The sequence below is a fragment of the Pedobacter xixiisoli genome (assembly GCF_900215335.1).
GTDB lineage: Bacteria > Bacteroidota > Bacteroidia > Sphingobacteriales > Sphingobacteriaceae > Pedobacter > Pedobacter xixiisoli.
The window spans coordinates 496,151-521,950 of sequence record NZ_OCMT01000004.1; the positions used below are offsets into that span (position 1 = coordinate 496,151).

15 protein-coding genes and 1 tRNA gene are annotated in these 25,800 nt (G+C 37.4%); 12 read left to right on the plus strand and 4 right to left on the minus strand.

Translation table 11 applies throughout. The annotated features are described in order from the left end of the window. The first annotated feature begins 6 nt into the window (after nt 1-6). From CRO54_RS18315 to CRO54_RS18340, 6 genes are all read left to right on the plus strand, one after another. A complete protein-coding gene (locus CRO54_RS18315) occupies nt 7-1,680 on the plus strand; it encodes a SusD/RagB family nutrient-binding outer membrane lipoprotein (RefSeq protein ID WP_097133524.1) in 1,674 nt (557 codons plus the stop codon). Nucleotides 1,681-1,692: 12 nt separating this feature from the next. After that, nucleotides 1,693-2,577, plus strand: a complete 885-nt coding sequence (locus tag CRO54_RS18320; protein WP_097133525.1) for a hypothetical protein — start codon at nt 1,693-1,695, stop codon at nt 2,575-2,577. Nucleotides 2,578-2,999: 422 nt separating this feature from the next. Beyond that, on the plus strand, nt 3,000-5,942 hold the full coding sequence (locus tag CRO54_RS18325) for a SusC/RagA family TonB-linked outer membrane protein (protein ID WP_097133526.1): 2,943 nt from the start codon (nt 3,000-3,002) through the stop codon (nt 5,940-5,942). 12 nt (nt 5,943-5,954) lie between these two features. Next, the gene (locus CRO54_RS18330; protein ID WP_097133527.1) at nt 5,955-7,481 is read left to right on the plus strand and encodes a RagB/SusD family nutrient uptake outer membrane protein; all 1,527 of its coding nucleotides are present in this window, start codon (nt 5,955-5,957) and stop codon (nt 7,479-7,481) included. A gap of 332 nt (nt 7,482-7,813) precedes the next feature. Next, nucleotides 7,814-10,975, plus strand: a complete 3,162-nt coding sequence (locus tag CRO54_RS18335; RefSeq protein WP_097133528.1) for a SusC/RagA family TonB-linked outer membrane protein — start codon at nt 7,814-7,816, stop codon at nt 10,973-10,975. 18 nt (nt 10,976-10,993) lie between these two features. Then, nucleotides 10,994-12,484 (plus strand): RagB/SusD family nutrient uptake outer membrane protein, encoded by a 1,491-nt coding sequence (locus CRO54_RS18340; protein WP_097133529.1) that lies wholly within the window; start codon nt 10,994-10,996, stop codon nt 12,482-12,484. Nucleotides 12,485-12,853: 369 nt separating this feature from the next. Here CRO54_RS18340 and CRO54_RS18345 read toward each other — a convergent pair whose 3' ends face one another. Then, the gene (locus CRO54_RS18345) at nt 12,854-13,519 is read right to left on the minus strand and encodes a hypothetical protein (RefSeq protein ID WP_097133530.1); all 666 of its coding nucleotides are present in this window, start codon (nt 13,517-13,519) and stop codon (nt 12,854-12,856) included. A 591-nt stretch (nt 13,520-14,110) separates the two neighbouring features. Between CRO54_RS18345 and CRO54_RS18350 the strand changes: the two genes are divergently transcribed. Together CRO54_RS18350 and CRO54_RS18355 are read left to right on the plus strand one after the other, a co-directional pair. Further along, on the plus strand, nt 14,111-17,251 hold the full coding sequence (locus tag CRO54_RS18350) for a SusC/RagA family TonB-linked outer membrane protein (protein ID WP_097133531.1): 3,141 nt from the start codon (nt 14,111-14,113) through the stop codon (nt 17,249-17,251). Nucleotides 17,252-17,261: 10 nt separating this feature from the next. Then, nucleotides 17,262-18,761, plus strand: a complete 1,500-nt coding sequence (locus CRO54_RS18355) for a RagB/SusD family nutrient uptake outer membrane protein (RefSeq protein ID WP_097133532.1) — start codon at nt 17,262-17,264, stop codon at nt 18,759-18,761. Between the two features lie 99 nt (nt 18,762-18,860). Here CRO54_RS18355 and CRO54_RS18360 read toward each other — a convergent pair whose 3' ends face one another. Both CRO54_RS18360 and CRO54_RS18365 read right to left on the minus strand, forming a co-directional pair. Next, on the minus strand, nt 18,861-19,268 hold the full coding sequence (locus CRO54_RS18360; protein WP_097133533.1) for a DoxX family protein: 408 nt from the start codon (nt 19,266-19,268) through the stop codon (nt 18,861-18,863). 7 nt (nt 19,269-19,275) lie between these two features. Further along, a complete protein-coding gene (locus tag CRO54_RS18365) occupies nt 19,276-20,175 on the minus strand; it encodes a S66 peptidase family protein (RefSeq protein ID WP_097133534.1) in 900 nt (299 codons plus the stop codon). A 39-nt stretch (nt 20,176-20,214) separates the two neighbouring features. On the opposite strand from CRO54_RS18365, the gene metG reads away from it, so the two are divergent. The 4 genes from metG (at nt 20,215) to CRO54_RS21625 (ending at nt 24,508) form a co-directional block, all read left to right on the plus strand. After that, nucleotides 20,215-22,323 carry a methionine--tRNA ligase gene (gene metG / locus CRO54_RS18370; RefSeq protein WP_171047939.1) on the plus strand — a complete coding sequence of 703 codons (2,109 nt, stop codon included), beginning with the start codon at nt 20,215-20,217 and terminating at the stop codon, nt 22,321-22,323. Between the two features lie 251 nt (nt 22,324-22,574). Further along, nucleotides 22,575-23,858, plus strand: a complete 1,284-nt coding sequence (locus CRO54_RS18375; protein ID WP_097133536.1) for a mechanosensitive ion channel family protein — start codon at nt 22,575-22,577, stop codon at nt 23,856-23,858. A gap of 343 nt (nt 23,859-24,201) precedes the next feature. Next, nucleotides 24,202-24,273, plus strand: a tRNA-Arg gene (locus tag CRO54_RS18380). 109 nt (nt 24,274-24,382) lie between these two features. Then, nucleotides 24,383-24,508 carry a hypothetical protein gene (locus tag CRO54_RS21625; protein ID WP_262710555.1) on the plus strand — a complete coding sequence of 42 codons (126 nt, stop codon included), beginning with the start codon at nt 24,383-24,385 and terminating at the stop codon, nt 24,506-24,508. Nucleotides 24,509-24,541: 33 nt separating this feature from the next. Here the strand turns inward: CRO54_RS21625 and CRO54_RS18385 are convergent, their stop codons facing one another. Continuing rightward, nucleotides 24,542-25,570 (minus strand): acyltransferase family protein, encoded by a 1,029-nt coding sequence (locus tag CRO54_RS18385; RefSeq protein ID WP_097133537.1) that lies wholly within the window; start codon nt 25,568-25,570, stop codon nt 24,542-24,544. Nucleotides 25,571-25,800: the final 230 nt, after the last annotated feature.

Here is a 25,800-nt window from a genome sequence, read left to right on the forward strand (position 1 = left end):
ATAGACATGATTAAGAATTTTAAATATATGATATTGCCGGCAATGTTACTGACGGTAATGTCGTGCAAAAAAGAGCTTGATATTAATACAGACCCAAATAATCCTACGGAAATGAGCTCTTCTAGGCTACTCACAAGTGCAGAGCAATCATTGGGGGAAAGCTTAGCTATCACTAGCGGACTGTCTCAAACTCTATCTGTGTATACGCATCAATTGGTAGTTAGGGAAGAAGAGGATGGATACAAAGCCTCAGGTTCCACGTTTGCTATACAGGAAGCATGGAATGGCATGTATATTAAAACTTTGAGCAATCTGGATGCGATTATTAAGCAAGGTACTGCAAACAGTGAAACTAAGTATGTGGGTATTGCCCAAATATTGAAAGCTTATACTTATAGCCAGCTTGTAGATGTGTTTGGAGATGTGCCATTTTCCGAATCGCACAATTTGAAGGTGGGTACTTTTTATCCTAAGTTTGATAAAGGCTCAGATATTTACCCAGCTTTATTTACATTATTAGACCAAGCTATCACTAATCTTAACTCTAGCACAGTTAATCCGGCTGTGCCAGGCACAGATGATGTGATATATAAAGGCAGTGTAAGTAAGTGGATTAAAGCCGCCAATACGATTAAGCTGAAATTGCTTTTGCAGCAACGTAGAGTAAAAAATGTAGCGACCGAAGTTAATGCCTTGCTAACGGCAGGTAATTTGATCAGTACAACCGATGAGAGTTTCTTGCTGCCTTATGGGCCTAATGGTGCTACGGACGACCGCAACCCGGGCTTCGGCGATTATTATGCGTCGCAACGTAGCAATTACATCAGTCCGTGGTTTTACGAAATATTGAAAGGCTATAATACAGACATCAATAATGGTATTGTAGATCCTAGGCTGCCTTATTACTTTTATAACCAGTTGAGGCCAACTTCTGCTGGCACCCAAAGAACAGAGTATAGAGATGGTGCATTTGTATCTATTTATTTCTCTGCAAACGGACCAGATGGGGACGCTAACCAACAAGATAACATGACCTTGTTAGGTATGTATCCAGTAGGAGGTAAATATGATGATGGAACAGGAATTACTGGAGGTAAAATCACAGCAGCTAGTGGCACTGGCGCAGCGCCTTATCGTTTTATTACTTACGCAGATCGTTTGTTTATGGAAGCAGAGTTGATAAAGGAAGGTGTAGTTACGGGAGATGCAAGAGCTAAATTTAAAGCAGCCATGACTGAGGCCTTTAAGCAGGTTGATTATGTGGTAACTACCTTTGTAAAACCTACCCAGACGGTTCCAGCAATTTATAACACAGGGGCCACATCTCCAATGAACACCTACATTGATGCGGTATTGGCTCAGTACGATGCTAACACAGCTAAACAGCTACAATATATTATCACACAAAAGTGGATTTCAACGTTTGGTAGTGCGATAGATGCATATACTGACTATCGTAGAACGGGTTTCCCTAAATTATTTGCTCCTTTTGCGGGAGGTTTTGTGCAACCACCACTTAATGGAGATCCAACAATGTCTCCACAAGATGCGATACAAATGGTTAACCCATTGAATTATCCGCTTACATTGCCTTGGTACCAAAGCGAGCTGGAAAGCAATATTAATGCGCCTAAGCAAAAAACAGATCCATCTACTTACAAACCATTTTGGTTGCCATAATTGAATAAAATCATGAAAAAGATAATATTAAGTTTTTTTATACTGGTTGGAATGGTATCAGCTTGTCGTAAAAGCGATAACGCCAAATTACCAGATCTGCAAGCTGTTCCACAGCCTCAGTTAACCAGAGATGCATCAGCAGATATGTCTATTTCTGCTCAAACACCTGATGCCTTTAACGGAAAGATTAATGTAGGACTATATTTTCCGGATGATATTAAGCCGGCTAAAATGGACTTGGTTGTGATAAAGAATGATAACAAAGCTAATGTGAAAGTTGTCAAGACAGATATCACTACCTATCCTACCTTAGTGGCTATAACAGGAGCTCAGTTAAAGGCTTTGTTTGGAAATACGGTTATCGTATTGGGCGATAAGTTTGATTTTGGAGTAAATATTACTACCGCCGACGGAAAAGTTTATCCAGCTTTTACTACCACAGGAATAAGCGTTGGCTCTGGTATAACTGCTTTACCAAACGCTAGGCCTACTGTAAGATACGAGGCAATGTGCAAATTTACGGCTACCGATTACGGTGCTATTGGCGTAGCTACCAATTATGTGGTAGTAAAGGATGAGTGGGAAGATTATGCCCCAGGAGATGTTGTTCCGATAAAAGTAATAGATGCTACACATATCTCATTCGAGTATCCGCTTCCTATACAAAATCACCCAGTAATTGTGGAGATTAATCCAACTACCAATGAAACAAAGGTGGTGAAACAAGAAGTTGGGACTTACAATATGGCTACTTACGGTATATTTTCTGTAGAAAGTGTAGCTAGTGCTGATAACTACGTTGCACCTTGCGAGTTAACTTTAAGTGTTAAGCTGAAATGGACAGCGGCAGCAGGTACCTATAGCAACGGCGCTATTATCAAGCTGAAGAAGCAATAGCCCAAATAAAGAGAATTTCTCTGCTAAAATGGATTTAGAATTAGATAAGCTCTCTCTGAGCGCCGATTAAAGCATATTTAATCGGCGCTTGTTTTTTAATTAGCTTCAAGTTGTTGCTAAAGCAGATGGAGTAAATACTTCTAATGCAGGTTGGAGATAATTTTAAGTTAAAAATCATTTATTATTTAAAGGCTACCTATTTAGGTGGCCTTTTTTGTGCTGATTCCATATTTTTTATAAATCTATTAAAAGGCTATACTTGGTTTGTTGAAGCGGGATTTTTTTACCCATTTAGGTTGAAAATATGTGTATTAGTTTTCTCAAAGTGTTAAAAAATGTTAAATTAAATTCGTTTCACAACTTTTAAGAATGGTATATTAGCGGTTAATTAAATTTTAACTAACTAAATTTTTAAAAAGTTTATGAAAAAACTGCTACAAAGTTTGTTCATTTTGCTGTTTGTTGCTACGGCGGCCTTTGGGCAAAATAGAACAATCACTGGTACGGTTACTTCTAAAGAGGATGGACTTCCTTTGCCAGGAGTAAGTGTGAAAGTAAGAGGCACAAATATCGGCGTGTCTACAGGAGCAAATGGAAAGTTTTCTATTTCTGTTCCTTCTAGTTCTACAGCGTTAGAATTCAGTTCAATTGGATATGGGATGCAGACAGTAGTCTTGACTTCAAGTGATGTTGTTAATGCTTCATTAGATGTTGATTCTAAATCGTTAAATGAAGTAGTGGTAACTACTGGATACACCACAATTAATAGAAGAGCCTTTTCTGGTGCTACCGCAAGTGTAAGTAGTGCAGAAGTAGCAAAACAAACTTTTGGATCTTTTGACCAAGCTTTGCAGGGTGCGGCTACAGGTGTAAGTGTTGTAGCGAACGGAGGTCAACCGGGTCAAAATGCGGTTGTTCGTATTAGGGGAAATGGTTCTATCTCTGGAAACAACGTACCATTATATATTATGGATGGTATCGAAATCTCTGCAGCAGATTTTCAAACGATGAACCAAGGAGACTTCGAAAGCATTGAAGTATTAAAAGATGCGGTTTCTACAGGTATCTATGGTTCTAGAGGTGCGAACGGTGTTATCGTTATCACTACAAAGAAAGGTAAGGTTGGACAAGTTCAAATCAATTATGATTTGCAAGTAGGACGTTCTAAAATGCCAGAAGATAGGTTAATTGTAATGAATAGCCAACAGAAAATTGATTATGAGTTGCGAAATGGCAATCCTTATGACTGGACAGATGAACAAGCAGACAGCCTTAGAGCGGTTAACTTCAACTGGCAAGATGCTTTATTCCAAACCGGTGCTACACAGCAACATCAGATTTCTGCTTCTGCAGGAAGTGAAAATAGCAAGGTTTATGGATCTCTTTCTTTCTTAGATCAGGATGGTATTGTAAAAACTACCGGTTTAAAAAGATATACAGCTAGATTAAACCTTGATAATAAGGTTAATAATTTTAGATTTGGTTTAGGATTGCAAGGTGGTTTCTCGAATCGTAATAACACTTTGGAAGGTGATGCGGTTACCAATATGCCTCTAAATGCAATTCGTTGGAGTAATCCTTACGAAGTTGATAGATTGCCAGATGGTAGTTACAACAATTTTAATGGTAACTTATATTCTGGGCAACCTAACGGCGCTATGGAGTTGTTTGAGAATAAACGTAATACTAAACAGATAAAAGGTATTGGAACTGCGTATCTAGAATATCATCTGCCTGCTGTACAAGGTCTTTATGCAAGAACAAACTGGGGTGTAGATTATACGCAGAATGAAGGTGATACTTATATTAGTCCAATAACTTCAACAGGATTTGCTAGACAAGGTTCTTTAATCAGGTCGATGAATAGAAATTTCCGTTATACAGGAACCTCATCTTTAAACTATAAAAATACTTTTGATAAACACGAAATTAACGGAGGTGTTTTCTTTGAAGTAGTTAAAAATGACTATAGAACATTTGGTTTTACAGGCTTTGGACTAGACAATGGTTTTGGTAACGAAACAGGTATTACTGCGGGTTCTGCAGCAAATGAGAATTACATTCCTACGGTTACTGGTAATGGTAACCAAACAGGTTTGATGTCGGTATTTACTTCGCTGAACTACGGTTATGACGGTAAATACTTCATTAATGCTGTATTAAGAAGAGATGGATCTTCTCGTTTCGGTTTGGATAGAAGATGGGCAAACTTTGGTTCTATCGGAGCTACTTGGGCAATAGATAGAGAAGAATTTGTTAAGAATATTTCATTCCTAAGCCAATTAAATTTAAGAGTTAGTTATGGTACTTCTGGTAATCAGCCAATAAACGAATACTCTTTGTCGCAATTAACCAAAACAGCCTATGCTGGGGTTACTGGTTGGACGCCTAGCATTGCAGGAAACCAACTATTAACTTGGGAGACTAATAAAACCTTTAACGTTGGTTTAGACTTTGGATTCTTTAAAAACAGATTAAGTGGTACTTTGGAGTATTATAACCGTTTAGCAGTAGATCAGTTTTATAATGTTCCGGTAGATCCATCTGTTTCGGGTTTTACTACCGTGCCGGGTAACTTCGGTGACTTGAGAAATAGAGGTGTTGAGTTCACGCTTAGGGGCGATGTGCTTAAAACAACTGATTTTGTTTGGAACTTAAGCGCTAATATTTCTTACAATAGAAACGAAGTGGTTTCATTGCCTGTTAACGATAGAATTGTTGGTGAAACAATATTATCAGAGGGAAGCCCAAGAAATACATTTTTTCTTGTGCCTTACGTAGGCGTTGATCCTGCAACAGGTAATGCCCTATATAGAAAGTTAGACGGAACTATTACGCCTGACTTTGATGCCAATGATAAAGTGAAAATGGGTACATCTGATGCGCCATGGTTTGGTGGTTTCACTACCAAGTTTTCTTACAAAGGATTTGATTTAAGTGCTCAGGTTAACTTCTTCCTAGATAGAGTAATGTATAATGCAGATTTAGTAAACTTAACTAGACCCGATTATTTCTACGACAATTTAGCTGCTGAAATGTTAAACGAATGGACTCCAACCAATACCAATACGAATGTACCTAGATTTGATGCATCAAATGGTAACGAATTTCAAGCTGAAACTTCAAGGTTCTTGGAAAACGCAAGTTTTTGGAGATTGCGTAATGTAACTTTAGGTTATACTTTCCGTCCATCTCTATTATCGAGTTTGAAAATTAAATCTGCAAGAGTATTTGTTCAGGGACAAAATTTGTGGACCTCAACTAAGTTTAGAAGTTTTGATCCTGAGGCTACAGGGTCTGTGTTAGCTGGAGCGCAATACCCGTCTTTAGTGCAAGGAACTTTTGGTTTAAGTATTGGTTTTTAATCATTGATAATTATGTTTAGTAATAAAGGATTTAAATATAGAAAAGTGGCTTTTTTAGCCATGGTGGGTGCGCTTACATTTAGTGGTTGTCAGAAAGATTTTGTTGAGCTAACACCAGAGTTCACCCTTGATGCGGAGAACAATCCGTCTAATATGACTCAAGTGGAGCATATCTTAAATGGCGCTTATGCAGGCTTAAGAGCAGCTGATTATTATGGTTCTGGAAGCGGTACGGGAAGTGTTTCTGCATTGATGCCAGATGTGATGAGCGATAATTTGTTCGAGACAAATCAGTCATTGGCAAATTCAAGACCAATGTCTCAATTGGTTTTTCAGATCAATGAAGATCAAATTACCAGATTCTATAATGCTGGTTATAAAGTGATTTCTAGCGCAAATATCATATTGCAAAATATCGATAAATTTGCTACCGCAACTAATGCAAAGCAGATAAACAGAATTAAGGGGCAAGCTTTGACTTTGAGAGCCTTGGCGCATTTTGATATGTTCAAGTATTTTGCTGAAAACTATGATAGAAATAGCACAACAACCTTGGCCCTGAATTATAGTAAGGAATTTAAAGTGGATGTTAATGCAAAGCCTTCGAGACTTAATAATAAAGTTTTCTATGATGAATTATTAGCTGACTTAACCCAAGCTCAAACATTTCTTGCCGATATTGATGTAACCTCTGTTAATGCGGGATTCACCACTAGTAGGCCACGATTGTCTTTAGCTGCTGTTCACTTGTTAAAAGCAAGAGTTTATCTATATGCAAAAATGTATCCAGAAGCCATTGCTTCAGCTACAGCTGGGATTTCATTAGCTCCTGCATTGGCAAATACCCAAACTGCATTTTCAGGTATGTATAACCAATCTGCGGTAGGTGAGATTATTTGGAATGTGCAATTTGATGCAAACCAAGGTGGACCAACTAACTTAGTGTTTTTTGCTACTCAGACACAGAGCTATTTTAGACCGGCATTAGAAATTGTAACATTAGCTGGTACAACTGGTTTAATTAGGACGGGTGATATTAGATATTCGGCTTATTTTGCCAATGTTAGACCATCGACCGCAATTCCACAGGCTTTAGCCTTAATTAAGTATAGAGGTAAAGGTACCTTGTCGAATGCAAATGCAAACTTTGTGGCTATGAAAACAGCAGAGTTGTATTTGATCAGGGCGGAGGCTTATGCAGCTGGTTCTCCGGCTAATGAAGCGTTAGCAATGGCAGATCTAAATACTTTGCGTACAGCTAGAATTGCAGGTTATCCTGGCGAATCGTTAACAGGGACAGCACTGATTGAAGCTATCGCAAACGAAAGAAGAAGAGAGTTTGTAGGAGAAGGTCATAGGTTTTTTGATTTAAAGAGAACAACTAGGACTCTACAAAGAGGAAGTACATGTGGTGTGCAAAACCAGTCGCCAATTACAACGTGCTCTTTAGCGCCAACAGCGAGAGAGTGGTCTTTCCCGATTACTCAAACTTTAACCAACGCAAATAATGCTTTGGAGCAAAATCCGAGTTGGAAATAACAATCATTAAATAGTGTAAAAAAGGGGAAGTGTTAGCTTCCCCTTTTTTTTATGTAAGCGGGTGAGTGTCTACGCTAATAAGGTGTAAATGTTTTAAAATTTTGGAGAGTTAAATGGCTATATATTTAGTTTCTGAGAAAAACGGTTTAATCTGCGCTATTACTATAAACCGTTAAGAATTATTTAAAGTTTTTATCTTACTAACGATAAAAGAGAATGTTAAATTTAAAAATGTTTGTTAAAAAATGTTAAATAAAATTTGTGTTACATTGGGAATGTATATATCTTAGGCTAATAATTAACTATTAACTAACCTAAATTTTTAAAAGTTTATGAAAAAACTTCTACAAAGTTTGTTCATTTTGCTTTTTGTTGCCACTTCGGCAATAGCGCAAAATAGAACAATCACAGGAACGGTTACGTCAAAAGAAGACGGTCTTCCAATTCCTGGCGTGAGTGTAAAAGTAAAGGGTACTAACGTTGGCGTTTCTACAGGCGCAAATGGAAAGTTCTCCTTATCTGTTCCAGCTAATGCAACCGCATTAGAATTTAGTTCAATCGGTTTTGGTTCTCAAACCGTAACGATTGGATCTTCAACTACAATAAATGTCTCGATTTCTCCAGATTCTAAAGACTTAACCGAAGTCGTAGTAACTGGTTATGGTGTAACTAGAAAAAAAGACTTTACTGGTGCCGCTTCTTCTGTTAAAGGAGATGATTTAAAAGACAGACCTGTTCAAAGTTTTACACAGGGTTTGACTGGTCAAGCTGCGGGTGTAAGCATTGTGCAGCCTAACGGTGTTTTGAATAATCCTCCAGTAATTCGTGTAAGGGGTGTAAGTTCAATTTCATTAAGCTCTTTTCCTTTGGTAATTGTTGATGGAATTCCTTTTCCAACAGGTGACGTATCTCCAAACTCTGCTGCAAATAACCCATTAGGTGATATCAATCCAGCTGATATCGAGTCTATTGATATCTTAAAAGATGCTGCTTCTACAGCACTTTATGGATCTAGAGCTGCAGCTGGTGTTTTGGTAATCACTACTAAAAAAGGTAAAACTGGTGATGCTAAGGTAACTTACGATGGATGGTTCGGTACAACTAAGGCTGTGCGTTTACCAGAGTTATTAAGTGCCGAACAGTATGTAGATTCGAAGAACATCGCTCTTAAAAACGCTTTAGTTCTTAACCCTAATGTTGTTCCTGCTGCACAAAGAGATGCAAATGGTAATGGATTTTTCCTTGCTTACAACCCTGATGGTTCAGTAGTAAGAACTAATTGGTATGATGAAGTGTACAGAACTGCAATGTCTCAGAATCATAGTGTAACATTGAGCGGTGGATCTGCTAAAACAACATACTTTGTTTCTGGTGGTCTTTCTGATCAAGATGGTTTTATTAGAGCTAATAACTTTAAAAGATATTCTGGTCGTGGTAACTTTACCCATAAAGCTACTGACTGGTTAGAGTTAAATCTAAATCTAGCCTATACAAATAGTGTAAACAACTCTCCAAATAGTGGTTCTGTGCCTGGAGCTGCATTTAACTCTTCAGGTTTGGGTCGTATTGCTATTGCGGCAGCACCTAACGTAGGTGTGTTGAATGCTGCAGGTACGGATTATAACCTATCGGGTCAATATCTAGGTGCTTATGCAAACTTAGTGCCTTCAACTTGGGCGAATCCTAGGGTAATTGTTGAAAAAGATAGAAATACTTCTGAAAGTACTCGTTTTTTAACCAATTTAGGTGCAACGTTCAAAATTGTTGAAGGTTTAACTTTTAGAACAAATTACTCTTGGGATAGAAGTAACACTGAAAACATTCAGTTCTGGAATCCAAGATCTGGCGATGGCTTTACTAACGGTGGTCTTGCTGCTAATAATAATCAAAGAAGAAATAACTGGAACTGGATTAACACCCTATCTTATAACAAGACATTCGGAGGTGATCATAATTTAAATTTAACTGTCGGTTCTGATGTTCAAAAAACTAGAACTGATAACTGGGGAGCTACCCGTACAAATTTAGGTGATCCTACTTTCTTTGATCAATTTCAAGGAACTTTTGTAACTAATACGCCATCGGGTAATGGTATTAGTGAGTTTGCTATTGAATCATATTTAGCAAGTGCTAGCTATAATTACAAAAGCAGATATTTCATCAGCGGTAACTTTAGAAGAGATGGTAACTCAGGTTTAGCTTTTGAAAACAGATGGGGTAACTTTGGAGGAGGATCAATTGGATGGGCGGTAGCTCAAGAGGATTTCTTCAAAAATTCATCATTAGCCAAAACAGTAAGTACTTTACGTCTTCGTGCAAGTTATGGTAAAGTAGGTAATGGTAACGTAGGTGCATATAATGAATTTACTACTTATAGCCCTGCGTTATATGGTGCAATTCCTTTTGCTTGGGTATTTAATCAGGCTGGCAATAGAGAATTGAGATGGGAGGTTACTAGCCAGGTAGATATTGGTTTAAATCTAGGTTTCTTGAATGATAGAATTACTTTCGAAGCGGATTATTTCAAGAAAACAGTCAATGATTTATTAATCAATGTGCCGCAAGCTCCTTCTAAGGGTATTCCTGGGGGAACAATTCTTGCCAACGTTGGTGGTATGTATAATAAAGGTTTTGAATTTACCTTAGCTGGTAATCCTGTTAAAACCGCTAAATTCAATTGGACTACTAGTTTAAATTTAACTACTATTAAAAATGAAGTAACTGCGCTAGATCCAAATGTTACACAAATCATCTCTTCTACTGGAGGTCTAGAGTCTGCTAGTGTTACTAAACCGGGGTATTCTATCGGAAGTATTTATGCGGTTAAAACTGCTGGTGTAAATCCAGATAATGGTAGAAGAATATTTATCAATGCCGCTGGAAGAGAAGTTCAATATCAACATTTCGGTGGAACTTCAGCTTGGACTTATTTGGATGGAACTCAAGCAGCCGCTGTTTCTGGTGATGCGCAGGTGATTGCAAATACATTACCTAAATGGTATGGTGGTTTTAATAACACCTTTACTTATGGTAACTTTGACTTAAATGTAATGTTTACTTACTCTGGTGGTAACTATATTTATAATGGAACTAGGTCTGGTTTACTAGATCAACGTTTTTGGAATAACTCGACAGAAATTCTGAATGCTTGGACTGCTGCAGGTCAACAAACAGATATCCCTAGAAGAGTTTATGGAGATAACGTTTCAAATGGTTCTTCATTTGCTATTGATGCTAACGTGGAAAAAGGAGACTTCCTTCGTTTGCAAGTTGCGACTTTAGGTTATAAAGTTCCTAGGACTCTTTTTGGGAAAACTGGTTTAAATTCATTAAGAGTTTATGCATCGGTAAACAATGCATTTATTATTACAGGATATACCGGCGTTGACCCAGAGATATCTACAAATGGAAATTCTAATACTTCTGCGGGTATAGAGCGTAACAGTGTTCCTCAGGGAAGAACATTTACTTTTGGACTTAGTTTAGGATTATAAGATTTTAAATAGAATAAAATGAAAATTTTTCAAATACGAACATATAAATTGAAGATGGCTGCTATAGCTATGCTTGCAGTTCCTTTGTTGGGAACGTTGTCTTCATGTAAAAAGGATTTTCTTGTTGCTGCACCGGAAACATTGTTGCCGGATGGTGATGCTTTTGCAAATCCGACAAGAATATTGGGACAGGTAAATGGTCTTTATGTGTCTACTAAAAGTGGCGCTTTTTTAGGAGGTAGATATCAAATTTACAATGATATTAGAGCAGAGGAATTCGTAAATCGATTGAGTAATGGTGTAACTGGTTATACTGTTTATCAGGGAACTAATAATAACTCAGACTCTTATGTTGCGAATTTTTGGTCGCAAGGTTATTTGACCATAAATAGAGTAAATTTATTTTTAAAGGGCTTGACAGATAACCCGGGAGTGCTTACTGCCGCATTACAGGCAAATTATGAAGGAGAGGCAAAATTCATTAGAGCATTGAGTTATTTTTCATTGATTCAAATTTTTGCTAAACCTTATGTGACAGATAATGGTGCTTCTCGAGGACTTCCACTACGTTTGACTCCAGAGCAATCTTTAGCTAATAACGCTCTGAAGAGTAGCACAGTAGCCGCTGTTTATGCTCAAATCCTTAAAGATTTGAATGAAGCTGAGACAGGTTTGCCAGCCACCTACAGTACTGCTTTGCTTAGAACAACTAGAGCGCATAAAAATACAGCTATAGCTTTAAAATTAAGAGTTTTAATGGCTATGGGTAATTATCCAGCTGCTTTAGTAGAAGGAAACAAATTGGTGCCTCAAACAGCACCATTCCAAAACGCAACAAATGCAGCACATGCTCTACAGCCAACTCTTGCGGCTGTTTTTGCAGCGCCTTATACAACAAGCGAGTCTATTTTTTCTCTTCCATTTGCAGATACTAATGCGCCTGGAACTCAAAATCAAATTGGCTATTACTTTAGTTGGGACGGTAGTGGTAATTTAGAGTACTCTCTCAATACTACAGGAGCTGGTATCTATGCAGATCCTGCGTGGCCTACTACTGATGCTAGGAAAGCTAATTTAACTGCTAGCGCTACAATTTCTGGAACACTTTATCGCTATCCAACTAAGCATAGTGCGGTTAACCCGTTCTTGGACTATGCTGGTATTATTAGATATGCAGAAGTTTTATTGAACGTTGCAGAATGTGAAGCATCTGTTACGGGAGGAAATTTAGTAAGAGCTAGAGCAATTTTAGATGCTGTTAGACATCGTTCAGATGCTGCTTATAACTTCGGTGTTTTAGCTACTCCTGCTGATTTGCTTGCTGCGATTCTTAAAGAAAGAAGAATTGAACTTCTAATGGAAGGCTTTAGATATAATGACTTAGCAAGAAGAGCAACTGCTTTGCCTTCATTCGGTGCAGGTTCATCAATTCCTGTAACTGATGCTCGTTACACTTACCCAATTCCTCTTTCAGAATTGAATACCAATAATTTGGTAAATACTTTCTAGAAATAGCTTTTTAATTAGCCTTAAAAGGTCTCTTTGAAATTTTTCAAAGAGACCTTTTTTTATATAGATTTCCTATTAGGAAGTTTCAATTTACTTGAATACAATAATTGCGTTTTATCTGTTAACACTAGTAAATGGTATGCGAATCTGTTTAATAAAATAATGTAATCGAAAGTGTATACTTTTATTGATATTTGAAAACGATTTGATGATTCGTTTTAATCAACTGTATCGGGGAGAGAAGTTCTGCGAAATCCTTAGTATCTAGATTGTAAGTGTGGCTTATAAAAGAAAAACCCGACCTTTGTACTGTCGAGTTTTTTTAACTAATTTTTATTGTAAGCTAAATTGAAAGGTATGTAGAGTTAATTAATTCATTTTGTTATGTTCTTCAACAATAGCAATCATTAAATCTTCTTCTGTAGCAAACTTGTTTTTATTTTCCTTATAATAATGTGATAAATTAGGTTCTTTTAGCTTTTCCGCAAGAGATTTGGTGTCTTTTTTAATTCTTGTCATTGTTTTTCCATCAAAGAGGTAATAAAAATCGGCATATACTGCTTTTTTAACTAACGTAGCGGAACCATAAGGGATCGATTCAGTAAAACTTTTTCGGGTCTTCTTTAGCAATTGAATTTTTCCGACAATAAGTACTTCATAAAAGTCTCGTTCAGCAAATTTATCAATTGCTGGGAAATCTCTTTTGTAAGTATATGTACCTTTACCTGGAATTGAGTAGCTGAATTCAATAGGTAGCTCATTGAATTTTAAAAATCTACCTTGCTTGTCTACGGCCAAAGGAACATCCGCATTTAAGTCGTAAAGCAGCGCTAAGTTTTCAGAACTTTTTTGATTTGCAAATTTTACGGAACCGTTAAATGTTTCATTATGAAGATAAGGCGTATTGTCAGTCTGTCCTGATGATTTTGATGTTAAAGGAACTCCCGATACTACTTCTGTTGCAGCTAAAAATTGCGCATTTAATGACAAACTTGCTAAAAGCAGTTTTATACAAATAAATAATTGCTTTTTCATATATTGAAAATTAAAGATTAAACATCATTAAATATACAAAATTAAAAGGCTATTGTATAGTACATCAATCGTTCTAGATATATAAAAACGGAATAAAACCAAGCTAATTTCAACTTATAAGTAGTAGTTCTTATAAATATTTTTGTGTTTATCCAGATGGGAGAACTCTTAAGTAAGCTCCTAGCAATTAGCATATTTATAGGATGTGATAATTTATATAATAGATCTATATTGTTTTCTCTTCATATTATTTTTGATAGCTCAATCAAATCAACTCCCTTTTGCTTCTAAAATATTACAATTAGTTTTTCTTTATCCGCTTAAATCTGAAAGTGAATTCGATACCTTTTATCACTGTAAAAGACCTTATAAATATTCCTTGTTTTTGTTGTTGATATTCAAAAGGTTAGTTCTGGTGAGTTTTTCACTGCTTATGACAACTTTTTGTTGGAAAGCTGTCGTAATGGCTTTAATTTTTCCCTATAAATAGCTAAAAATTATCAAACATCAATTTTTGTAGCTAAAAAGTTAGTCTTGGCGAAGATAATTGTCTCTATATTCGCCGCTCTTAAAAACTAACACATATTTATAATGAAAAAAATTCTACAATTTTTCTTCATCATCTTGTTCGTGGCTGCGAATGCCATTGCACAAGAGAAGGTGATTACAGGAAAAGTTACGGGTACTGATGGATTGCCAATTCCTGGAGTATCTGTAAAAGTGAAAGGAACTACGGTTGGTGTGGCAACTACGCCAAACGGTTCTTTCTCAATCAAAGTTCCATCTAATGCAGGCCTCTTGGAAATTTCTTCTATTGGTTTTAAAACAAAGGAAGTTGGCATCGGTTCGGCTAACAACTTAAGTATTGTAATGGAAATGGAAACCAATGTTTTGAATGATGTGGTTGTAATGGCCTACGGAACTCAGAAAAAAGAATCAATTACTGGTTCTGTTGCTAAAATTGGCGCTGAACAATTAGAATCTAGAGTAATTTCTAACGTAACACAAGCATTGGCAGGTGCAGCGCCAGGTATTTCTGCAAGTTCAGGTAATGGTCAGCCAGGTGCTGATGCAGGCATTAGGATTAGAGGTTTTGGTTCTGTGAATGCCAGCAACTCGCCATTGTATGTAGTAGATGGTTTTCCGTATGAAGGAAACATTAGCGACATCAATGCGAATGATATCGAGAGTATTTCCATTTTAAAAGACGCTTCCTCTACGGCTCTATATGGTGCTAGGGCAGCAAATGGTGTAATCATCATCTCCACCAAAAAGGGTGCCACTGCCGATCCGAAATTGAATGTAAATTACACTACGGGAATTAGCAGCAGAGCTATACAAGAGTATGACAGAGTAGATGCTTACGATTATTACCCGCTATTTTGGCAAGCCTTAAAAAACAATAGAATGTATAGCAATGGAGATACTGAAGCTGCTGCGATAACCTATGCTAACAATAATGTAGGCACACAATTGGTGTATAACCCTTTCAATGTACCAGCCAACCAGTTAGTAACTAATGATGGTAAGTTGAATGCTAATGCTAGCCTGTTATACAATGATTTTGATTGGTTTGGTGAAATGCAAAATAATGGAGCTAGAAATGAAGCTTCTTTGGACTACTCTGCAAAACAAGCAAAATCAGATTATTATGTATCGTTAGGTTATACAAAAGATAATGGGTTTATTATCGGATCTGATTTTGAGCGTATCAACGGTAGGATATCAGTAAATTCAACTCCAAAATCATGGTTGAAATTAGGGGTTAATTTAGCAGGTTCATTAAGCGATAGCAACCTAGCTAACGCAACTTCAGACAATACGGGCTCTAATGTGAATCCATTTGTGTTTGCAAGGGGCATTGGGCCTATTTATCCTGTAAGAGCATATACAGCAACAGGTGAGCCAGTTTTGGATAGTAAAGGTGTACATATGTATGATTATGGTATGCATCCAGGCGCTGTAGGAAGGCCTAGCGGTGCTTATCCAGGTAGAAATGTGGTTTACGAAACCTTATTGAATACCAATAGAAGTGGAAGAAATAGTATTACAGGTAGAACTTTTGCTGAAATATCATTCTTAAAGCACTTTAAGTTTACAACAAACTTAGCTATAGATTTAGCAAATACTAGAGGTACATCTGCACAAAGTAGAGTGGTAGGAGATGGAGTAACCAATGCAGGTACTTCTACACGTTCATCAAATGAGTATAGAAACGTTTCGTTTAACCAACTATTGAAATATGAGCGTCAATTTGGAGTGCATAGTGTGAAGGCTTTAGCGGGTCACGAAATCCAGAAAGTAGACAATACCTTCTTATCAGGTAATAGAAGGTTAATGAACTTAGATGGAAACATTGAGTTGGTAAACTATGTTACGTTAAACGGATTGTCTGGTTCAATGACTAATTTGAGAAGAGATGCCTATTTGTCTAAGGTAGAATATGGTTTCAACAATAAAATTTTTGCTGATGTCTCTTACAGAAGAGACGCCTCTTCGAGGTTTAGCCCTAAATCTAGATGGGGAGATTTTTATTCTGTAGGTGCTGCTTGGAATTTAACAAGCGAAAGCTTCCTTAAAGACCTTTCTTGGTTAAGTAACTTGAAACTTAGAGCAGCTTATGGAACTGTTGGTAATGATGCTTTGGATACTTACTACGAGTATCAAGCGCTATATAGCATAACTTATAACAACGCAACAGAGCCAGGGGCTTTAAATACAAAATTAGCCAACGAAGATTTAACTTGGGAAGTTAATAAGACATTTACTGCCGGTTTGGATTTTGCTTTGTTTAACAATAGAATAGACGGTTCGATTGACTGGTTTAAAAGAGGTTCTTCTCAGCTTTTATTTGATGTGCCATTTGGATTGTCTTCGGTAGTTACTACCCGTACCGAAAATATAGGTGCAATGTCTAACAGAGGCTTTGAGATTTTATTGAATGCAAAAGTAATTAGGGGTAAAGACTTTAAGTGGGATGTACAATTGAACAACACTTTTGTGAAAAATAAAATTACGTCACTGCCTGGTGGCAATCCAATTACTTCTGGAACCAAGCGTTTAGAAGAGGGAAATGATATCTATGCCTTTTATTTGAGACAATGGTATGGAGCAGATCCGGCAAATGGCCAGGCTTTGTGGTTAAGAGACCCATCTGTTTCTGCTACAGCAACAGGTTCGCAGACAATAAACAATGTTAATGTAACTTCAAATCCTAACAATGCACTTTGGGATTATTCTGGTTCAGCAATACCAGATTACTTCGGCTCATTAAATAATACTTTTACATATAAAGGCATATCTCTTTCGTTTTTACTTAATTATCAACTTGGAGGTAAATTCTACGATTCGATTTACGCAGGCTTATTTGGTCTTTCTTACGGAACTTCAGTACATAAAGATGCATTAAATTCTTGGTCGGCACCTGGAGAAAATAACAATACCCCACGTTTAGATATTGCAAACTATGGCACTTATAATACGCAGTCTTCAAGATTTTTGATTGATGCATCTTACTTAAGTATCAGAAATGTAACGCTAGGTTACAATATCCCTAAGAGTTTGGTAAGCAAAACAGGTCTTCAAAGAATTAGAGTTTTTGCTAGCGGCGAGAATATTTATATGTTTTCGAAACGAAAAGGTTTAAATCCAATGGAAAGCTTTAATGGTACCAACAGTAATATTTACGTACCAAACAGATATGTAAGTGCAGGATTAAACGTGACATTTTAATTTTTAAAAAATGAAAAGAATTAGTTTAAAATTGATATTGCTTTTTGTTACAGTACTTTTTAGTAACTGCAAAAAGGAATTTTTAGATACGGTGCCTACTTCGAGTACTGATGAGGCAACTATTTTTGCTACAACTACCAATACGAAAAATGTGATGAACGGTATTTATCGTTACATGTACACCAAGTATTCTACCCAGAATCAACCTGGGCATGGAGGTATGATGCTGCAATTAGATTTTATGGGTGAAGATATCGGCTTAGCCGTTCAATCTTGGTACACCAATGCTGCTAACGGAGCTGCTAACTGGATTGAAATGCGTAACGAATCCGATATTTGGGTAGAGTTTCCTTTTAGGTTTTATTATCGTGTTGTGGGTAATGCAAACCGTATTATCGATAATGTAGATGCTGCTGAAGGTCCTGATGCAGAGAAAAGAATGTTAAAGGCTGAAGCATTAACGGTGAGAGCTTGGGCTTATCATAACTTAGTTAGGCTTTTTGCAAAGAGATACGATAAGGCCTCTAAGCCGAATAACCAATTAGGTGTATCTATGCCGCTTAGTGCTACACAAATTAATCTTCCTCGCTCTAGTGTAGAAGCAGTGTATACTCAAATTAATTTGGATTTAGATAATGCAATTGATTTGTTCAATGGAGCAACTTTAGCTGAAAACAAATCGCATATTAGTATTGATGCAGCTAGGGCAGTTAAAGCTAATGTGGCCCTAACCATGCAAGAGTATGAAGTGGCAGCAACATTTGCGCAAGCTGTAATTACTAATAACAAGTATTCTTTGATGACGGAAGCACAGTATCAATCTGGATTTAACGATATTTCTAATCCGGAATGGATATGGGGGGTGTATTTGCAGGCTGATCAGGGAGATACTTTTGCTAACTATCATGCTCAGATATCTCTAGATGGAAACACAACATTTATCCGTGATAGGCCTAAGCGTATCAATTCGGCATTATATGCTTTGATACCTAGTACCGACGTTAGAAAGAAGATGTGGGAACCAACACCTACTGCAGCTAATTTTCCACTTCCAGCAGCTAATTTTAAGCGAGAAAACTATATGAGTAGAAAGTTTAAGGTTAAAACAGCTAATACTACGTTAGGCGATGTACCTTATATCCGCTTGGCAGAAGTTTATTTGACATTGGCAGAAGCTTTGGCGAATATTCCTGGAAGAGAGGTAGAGGCCAGACAAAAATTATACGACTTAAATAGAACTAGAAATGCAAGCTATGCCTTATCTACAAATAGTGGAGCTGCATTGATAGAGGAGATTTTAGTATACAGAAGGGTTGAGCTTTGGGGCGAAGGACATAGGTTTTACGATTTGAAACGTTTGAACAGAGGTTTAGACCGTAGAACTGCACCTAATTTTGTTGCAGCTTCTGTAGGTGACGTAATGGTTATTCCGGCAGGAGACCCAAGATGGCAATGGGTTATTCCTCGTGCAGAAATACAAGCGAATACAAACACAAAACAAAACGATTAATAAGGATAATCAAATAAAAAGGGAGGCATTTAGCCTCCCTTTTTATTTGATAGAATTTCGAGATGTATTAAATCATCGCGAAAGTAAAATCATCTAAGTTTATTTCTTATCCACGCTATACTTTCCAGGGCCAATAAAGATCAAGCTGAAAAACACAATGCCAACTTCAATAGCGTGAGAAGCACCCATAATGCCTTCACCTTTGCCAAAGTGAACTAGTGCCGCAATCAGCATGGTAAAAGCTAACAACATGTTTACCGGACGGAAGAATAGACCTAATAATAGCAGAAAGCCTCCCATCCCTTCAGCAAGTGCTGCCATCAAGCCCCAAAAGGTTGGTAAAAAGTTAATGCCAATTACTTTCATGCTGCTGCCTAATCCAGTCCAGGTATCGGGGCCACCCATAATTTTAGGTAAACCGTGAACCATCATCATGGCGCCAAGGCCAACTCTTAAAATTAATAAACCAGTATTGCGGTATTTGCCTAAGGTGTCAAAAATTGCCATGTATATTTTAGATGTATTTAAATGTTACGTTATTTTTTGTGATGGATAAAGATACAGATTTGCCCAAAACCATTGCCCTGTTATCGGCAATGTGGCCAGATGGAAAACCAAAGCAAACGGGATAGTTGTACGTAGCAACCTGCTCCCAAATTACTTCTTCGGGAGTTTGACCAAAGTAAATACTTTCCTCGCCAACTTCGTTAAAAGCACCAACTACCAAGCCTTTTAACTTTGCTAATTTCCCTTTGCGTTTTAAGGTCCTAATCATTCGGTCTATCGAATATTCATGCTCGCCAACATCTTCTATGAATAAAATTTTATCATCAAAATTCATTTCAGATACAGAACCTTCTACGGCAAGTAATAGCGTTAAATTACCGCCTATTAAAATTCCTTCTGTATCCCCGTCTCTGCTGGCAAAATCACTTTGGTAAGTATAAGTATCGTTCTCGCCAAATAAAGCTTTTCTGAGGCTCTCTAAAGCTTCGGGAGTGCTCTCTTCAAAGGTGTATGGCATTTGCCCATGAATGCTCTGTGTTTCGAACTGTGCAAAGACGTGTGAAAGCAAAATAGTAATGTCACTAAAGCCAACCAACCATTTCGGGTTGGTATTAAAAGCAGTGAAATCTAAATCATCGATAATGCGGATAGTACCATAACCACCACGAGCAGCAATGATTGCTTTAATGGAAGAATCGTTTAGGAATTGCTGGATGTCCTGTTTTCTCAGCTCGTCTGTACCTGAAAATTGGTGATGCGAACCAGTAATGGTTTTGCCTAAAACCACTTCCAATCCCCAGCTTTGTAAAATCTCAATTCCTTTATCAATAGGTTTGGGAAGTTTCTTTGCCGGACAAACAATCGCAATTTTATCTCCCTTTTTTAAATATGGTGGCTGTTTAATCATCTTAAAAACGCTTATCTTTGCCAAAATAAATAAATTGTTTTGGATAATAATAAATTTAAAAGATATACCGTAACGGCAGCTTTGCCTTACACCAATGGTCCGGTGCATATTGGTCACTTAGCGGGAGTTTATTTACCTGCAGATACCTATGTGCGTTATCTCCGCTCAAACAAAAAAGACGTGAAATTCATTTGCGGTTCTGACGAAAACGGGGTGCCCATCACTTTGAAAGCGAAGAGAGAAGGAATTACACCGCAAGAAGTGGTAGATAAATACCATAAAATCATTGGCGATTCTTTTAAGGAGTTTGGAATTTCTTTCGATATCTATCACCGTACTTCATCCTTAACACACCACCAAACGGCCGAAGATTTCTTTGAGAAATTGTACAACGATGGTATTTTTACCGAGGAAGTGACCGAGCAATATTATGACGAGAAAGCACAATCTTTCTTGGCAGATCGATACATTACAGGTACTTGCCCTAAATGTGGTAACGAAAATGCGTATGGCGACCAATGCGAAAGCTGTGGTAGTACCTTAAACGCTACCGACTTAATCAACCCAAAATCGACTTTGTCTGGAGAACCTCCAGTAATGAGAGAAACCAAGAACTGGTTTTTGCCATTAGATAAATACGAGGATAAATTAAGAGCATATATTGAAAGCCACAAAGAATGGCGACCAAATGTGTATGGACAGTGCCAAAGCTGGTTAAACGCAGGTTTGCAGCCAAGGGCGATGACCAGAGATTTGGATTGGGGTGTACAGGTGCCAGTAAAAGGTGCTGATGGTAAAGTGTTGTACGTTTGGTTCGATGCACCTATCGGTTACATTTCGGCAACTAAAGAATTAGCTAACTATGCTAAATTAGGCGTTTGGAATCCGAAAGCTGAAGAATATTACATCGACCAAACTAGCGTAGATAATTTCGAGTACGAAGAATATTGGAAAAGCGAAGATGCGAAATTGGTCCACTTTATCGGTAAGGATAACATCGTTTTCCACTGTATCATTTTTCCGGCAATGTTAATGGCGCATGGTGAATATACACTCGCGGATAATGTGCCTGCCAACGAATTCCTAAACCTGGAAGGTCAAAAAATATCGACCTCTAAAAACTGGGCGGTTTGGTTGAACGAGTATTTGCTAGAGTTTCCAGATAAACAGGATATTTTACGTTATGTATTAACGGCAACTGCTCCAGAAACGAAGGATAACGATTTTACTTGGAAAGATTTTCAAGCGAGAAATAATAATGAGCTGGTAGCGATTTTCGGGAATTTTGTGAACCGTGTAACCGTACTTACCCACAAATATTTTAATGGTAAAGTACCAACTTGCATGGAGTTGACTGATATCGATAATGCGGTGATTGAAGAGCTAAAAGCTTATCCTGCAAAGATTAGTGCTTCGATTGAAAATTATCGTTTTAGAGAGGCTTTAAGCGAGGTGATGAATGTGGCTAGGTTAGGTAATAAGTACTTGGCAGATACTGAGCCTTGGAAATTGATTAAAACCGACGAGGACAGAGTTAGAACCATTCTGAATATCGCTTTACAAATTGCGGCGAACTTAGAAATTCTAATTGAGCCATTCTTGCCGTTCACTGCAGATAAATTGCAGAAAATGTTGAACTATGGTGGTCATATTTGGGAAGATGCAGGTTCGGTAAGTTTATTGAAACGTGGTCACCAAATTAACGAGCCAATTTTATTGTTCGCTAAGATTGAAGATGAAGAGGTACAAGCACAAATTGACAAGTTGAACAATAGCAAAGCGCAAAACGAAGCGGCAAATGCTATTGTTGCTCCAGCGAAGGAAAATATTACTTTCGAAGATTTTGGTGCGATGGATATTCGTGTGGCTACTATTATTGCTGCCGAAAAAGTAGAGAAAACCAAAAAGCTATTAAAACTTACTTTAGATACAGGTTTAGACCAACGTACCGTGGTTTCAGGCATTGCAGAGCATTACAAGCCAGAAGAAATTATTGGTCAGCAGGTAAGTTTGTTGGCTAACTTGGCGCCAAGAGAAATTAAAGGGATTGTTTCGCAAGGAATGATTTTAATGGCGGAAGATGCACAAGGCAAATTGAGTTTTGTGAGCCCGACATCGGCTAGTACAAATGGAGGTGTAGTGAGATAAATGAATTAGATATGATATGTAAACAGCCTGTTGTTAATTACAATGGGCTGTTTTGCTATAGATAGATTTCAAACATTAAATGACCTTTTTACCCCTCTCTGCCCTTTGGGCATCTCTGCCAAAGGGAGAGAAAGTATAATCGCTAATTCTCTCCCTTTGGCAGAGATGGCGTAGCCAGAGAGGGTGTTTATTGAAAAGAGTGTACTTCCTCCCTTCGCTAGTTACCCACAAAAGCCTTATATTGGCACGATATGGAGTTAAACAATCACTTGCGAGATTTCAGTCGTGCCAGTTTACATTTCTTTAAGAGTTTAGGATTAACCGACAACGTAGCCGCCGTGGTAAATGCCTTGGTGTTGTTAGTTTTGGCCATAGGTATTACTTACCTTATCTATTATGTGGTTAGGCGTATTCTCCGTCTCATCGTTATTCAAACCATCCGTAAAACGGATATTTCCTTTTTCAAGTTTTTATTAGAACATAAGGTAACGCATTATTTGTCGCTTATTGCGCCTTTAATGGTGCTTTACCTTACTATTCCTGTTGTTTTTCACGATTATCCCCAAATTAGCAAATTGTTGCTGGGGCTTTGCGATATCTATTTAGTTCTCGTAGTAGTTTGGGTGATGATGGCCATCATTAAAGCAGGAGGAGATTTACTAAAAGAGAAACCTAGCTTTAGGGGTAAACCGATAGATAGCTATCTGCAGGTCATCCGTATTTTGCTGTATCTGTTTGGTACGGTGGTGTTGTTTTCTAACCTAACGGGAAAATCGCCAGTGGCATTTTTTACGGCAATGGGTGCTATTTCTGCTGTGCTGTTATTAATGTTTAAGGACACGATTATGGGTTTTGTAGCCAGCATCCAAGTAACCACCAACGATATTGTACGTATTGGTGATTGGATTACCATGCCTAAATACGGCGCTGATGGCGATATCTTAGAAATTAACCTTACTACGGTGAAGGTGCAGAATTTTGATAAGACAATTACCACTATTCCTACGTACTCCTTAATTTCTGATTCATTCCAAAACTGGCGTGGAATGCGCCAATCTGGGGGACGAAGAATCAAAAGGGCAATCAACATCAAGCAATCAAGTATTCGGTTCTTAAAAGAAGAGGAATTGGCCCAATTTGAGCAAATCCAATTGATTAGTTCTTACATCCAACATCGCCAAAAAGATATTGAAAAACATAACACACGTACCAACGCTGATAAAAGCTTGTTAATTAACGGTAGAAACTTGACCAACGCAGGCTTGTTTCGTAAGTATATCGATAGCTACATTTCTAGCCATTCGGGAACGAATAAGCGCATGAACATTATGGTAAGGCAGTTAGCACCTACGCCACATGGCTTGCCTATTGAGATTTATGTATTTGCCAACACTATTATCTGGGCAGAGTACGAACATATCATGGCTGATATTTTTGATCATATCATTGCCGCTGCGCCTTATTTTGGGCTACAGATTTACGAAGCGGAAGGTTCAGGAGATGTGAAGCAATTGGAAATGTTAAATCAGGGCTAACTATCTAAGTTGTGAGGGGAAATCTTCATCTGGAATAGGTAGCAGTTCTTTTTTATTGTTCTTTAACAATTTGACCCCAAAGAAATAAAAAGCAAAGTTTATTGTGGCAAAGAGTGTTAAGCCAATGAATATTCCAATTATATAACCAATAGCATCTGCTCCATCTTTCTGCAGATTAAAGCGGGCTTCTCTTAATATAAAAGGTTATAGAGCCAGATATGATAGCAAATGTTAGAAACAAGCCTATCAGAATTAGAAGAGCGCCAAATATTTTTCTCATTACCGAATATACGTTTTGGCTTTAGTTGAAACAACATAATTTTATATATTTGCGCACACAATGGGCCCCGTAGTTCAACGGATAGAATAGAAGTTTCCTAAACTTTAGATAGCAGTTCGATTCTGCTCGGGGCTACTTTTTAAAGCATCAATCAGAAAATGGTTGGTGCTTTTTGTTTATTGATTGTTATAGAATTGATAAACAATCTCCATAATCCGATGTTAACGTTATTAAATATTTTATTATGGCTAAGCAAAAAGAAAAAGACCCCTGTTGGAGTGGCTATGAACAAGCTGGTACAAAGAAGAAAGGTGACAAAACAGTCCCAAACTGTATTAAATCAGATAAGAAAACAAAAAGCAAGAATTAGTTAATAGACTAACTCGCTAAAAGATAACTGGTTTTACCCAAACAACTCCTTCAAAATTGGGAATCTTTCTTCGTTACGTATAATTAACGGAGTAAGCAAAATAGGCACAATAACCGACACCAAAAAGGCATCCCAACCGAAGTATTCCATCCCTCTGAAAATAAGCGAATAGAGGAAAAATACAATCATATGGGTGAAGTAAAGCACAGTACTACATTTCCTTAAAAAAGCATTGTTTTTTACGCTTTCTAACTTTAAGTTGATGGTTAAATAAAACAGCGTGATAGGCAAAAAAGAAAACAATAGCGGCGATACAATCTCAACTTCATACAGCTGAAAAGCAACGGCAACAATGATCATCAATAAAACAATCCATGCAGACAGCTTGATCTTGTTGAGCGCAATTAATCCGCCAACCATCAAATAAAACATACCTGTAAATAATCTTCCTGTTAAGAATAAATATTTAATGGCTCTGCCAATAGCCAATAATAGGCTGTTTTCGCTTTCTTCTTTTACCAAATAATTAAATATAATGGCGATGATAAAAATGATTACTGAGGCGATAAAAACACCTTTCCATTTAAAATTAATTAACGTCAAGAGATAGATAAATGCGATGGAATAGGTCATTGAGAGTAAAAACCATAATGGCCACGAATAATAATTTTCGCCAAAGAAAAAGGTGCCTCTAATAAATAGAACTAAGTCTTTTTGGAATATGAGGTCATCAGTGAAATACCGCCAAAGTGTAATGGGCAGAAAAATGATGGTCCAATAGAGGTATAGTTTAAAAATCCTAAATAGATAAGGCCTAATCGTATCTAGTTGATATTTCTTATCGTCAGTTCTGTACACCTTTGAAAAAAGGAAAAAACCTGCTGCCATAAAGAAATAGGGTACCACTAATAACAGCGATGTTTCCCATAACTGCATAAAAATGAGATTGTCTACGTCCTTAAATGGATGGGTATGTCCTGCGACAACGAAAAGTGCCAATACAAACTTAGTGACATCTATGCCCTTAAATTCCTTTCTCCCTACTGAACGTGTTGTATCCATGAGTAAGCCGTTTAATTTAGAAACTAGCCCTAATGGGAGGTAGGCTGCGTATCTTATTAATTTTTGCCGCTTATTAAGAGCGATTGTTTGTAACGTTAGCTATTTCAAAAGGTAGGTGTAATCTATTAACGAATTTAATAAATTGCTGTAGATAGTAACAAGATGTAATTAAGATTTGTTTGTAAGGGATTTATATATAGTTGATTGTAAACAGAAAAGGGAGCAATTTT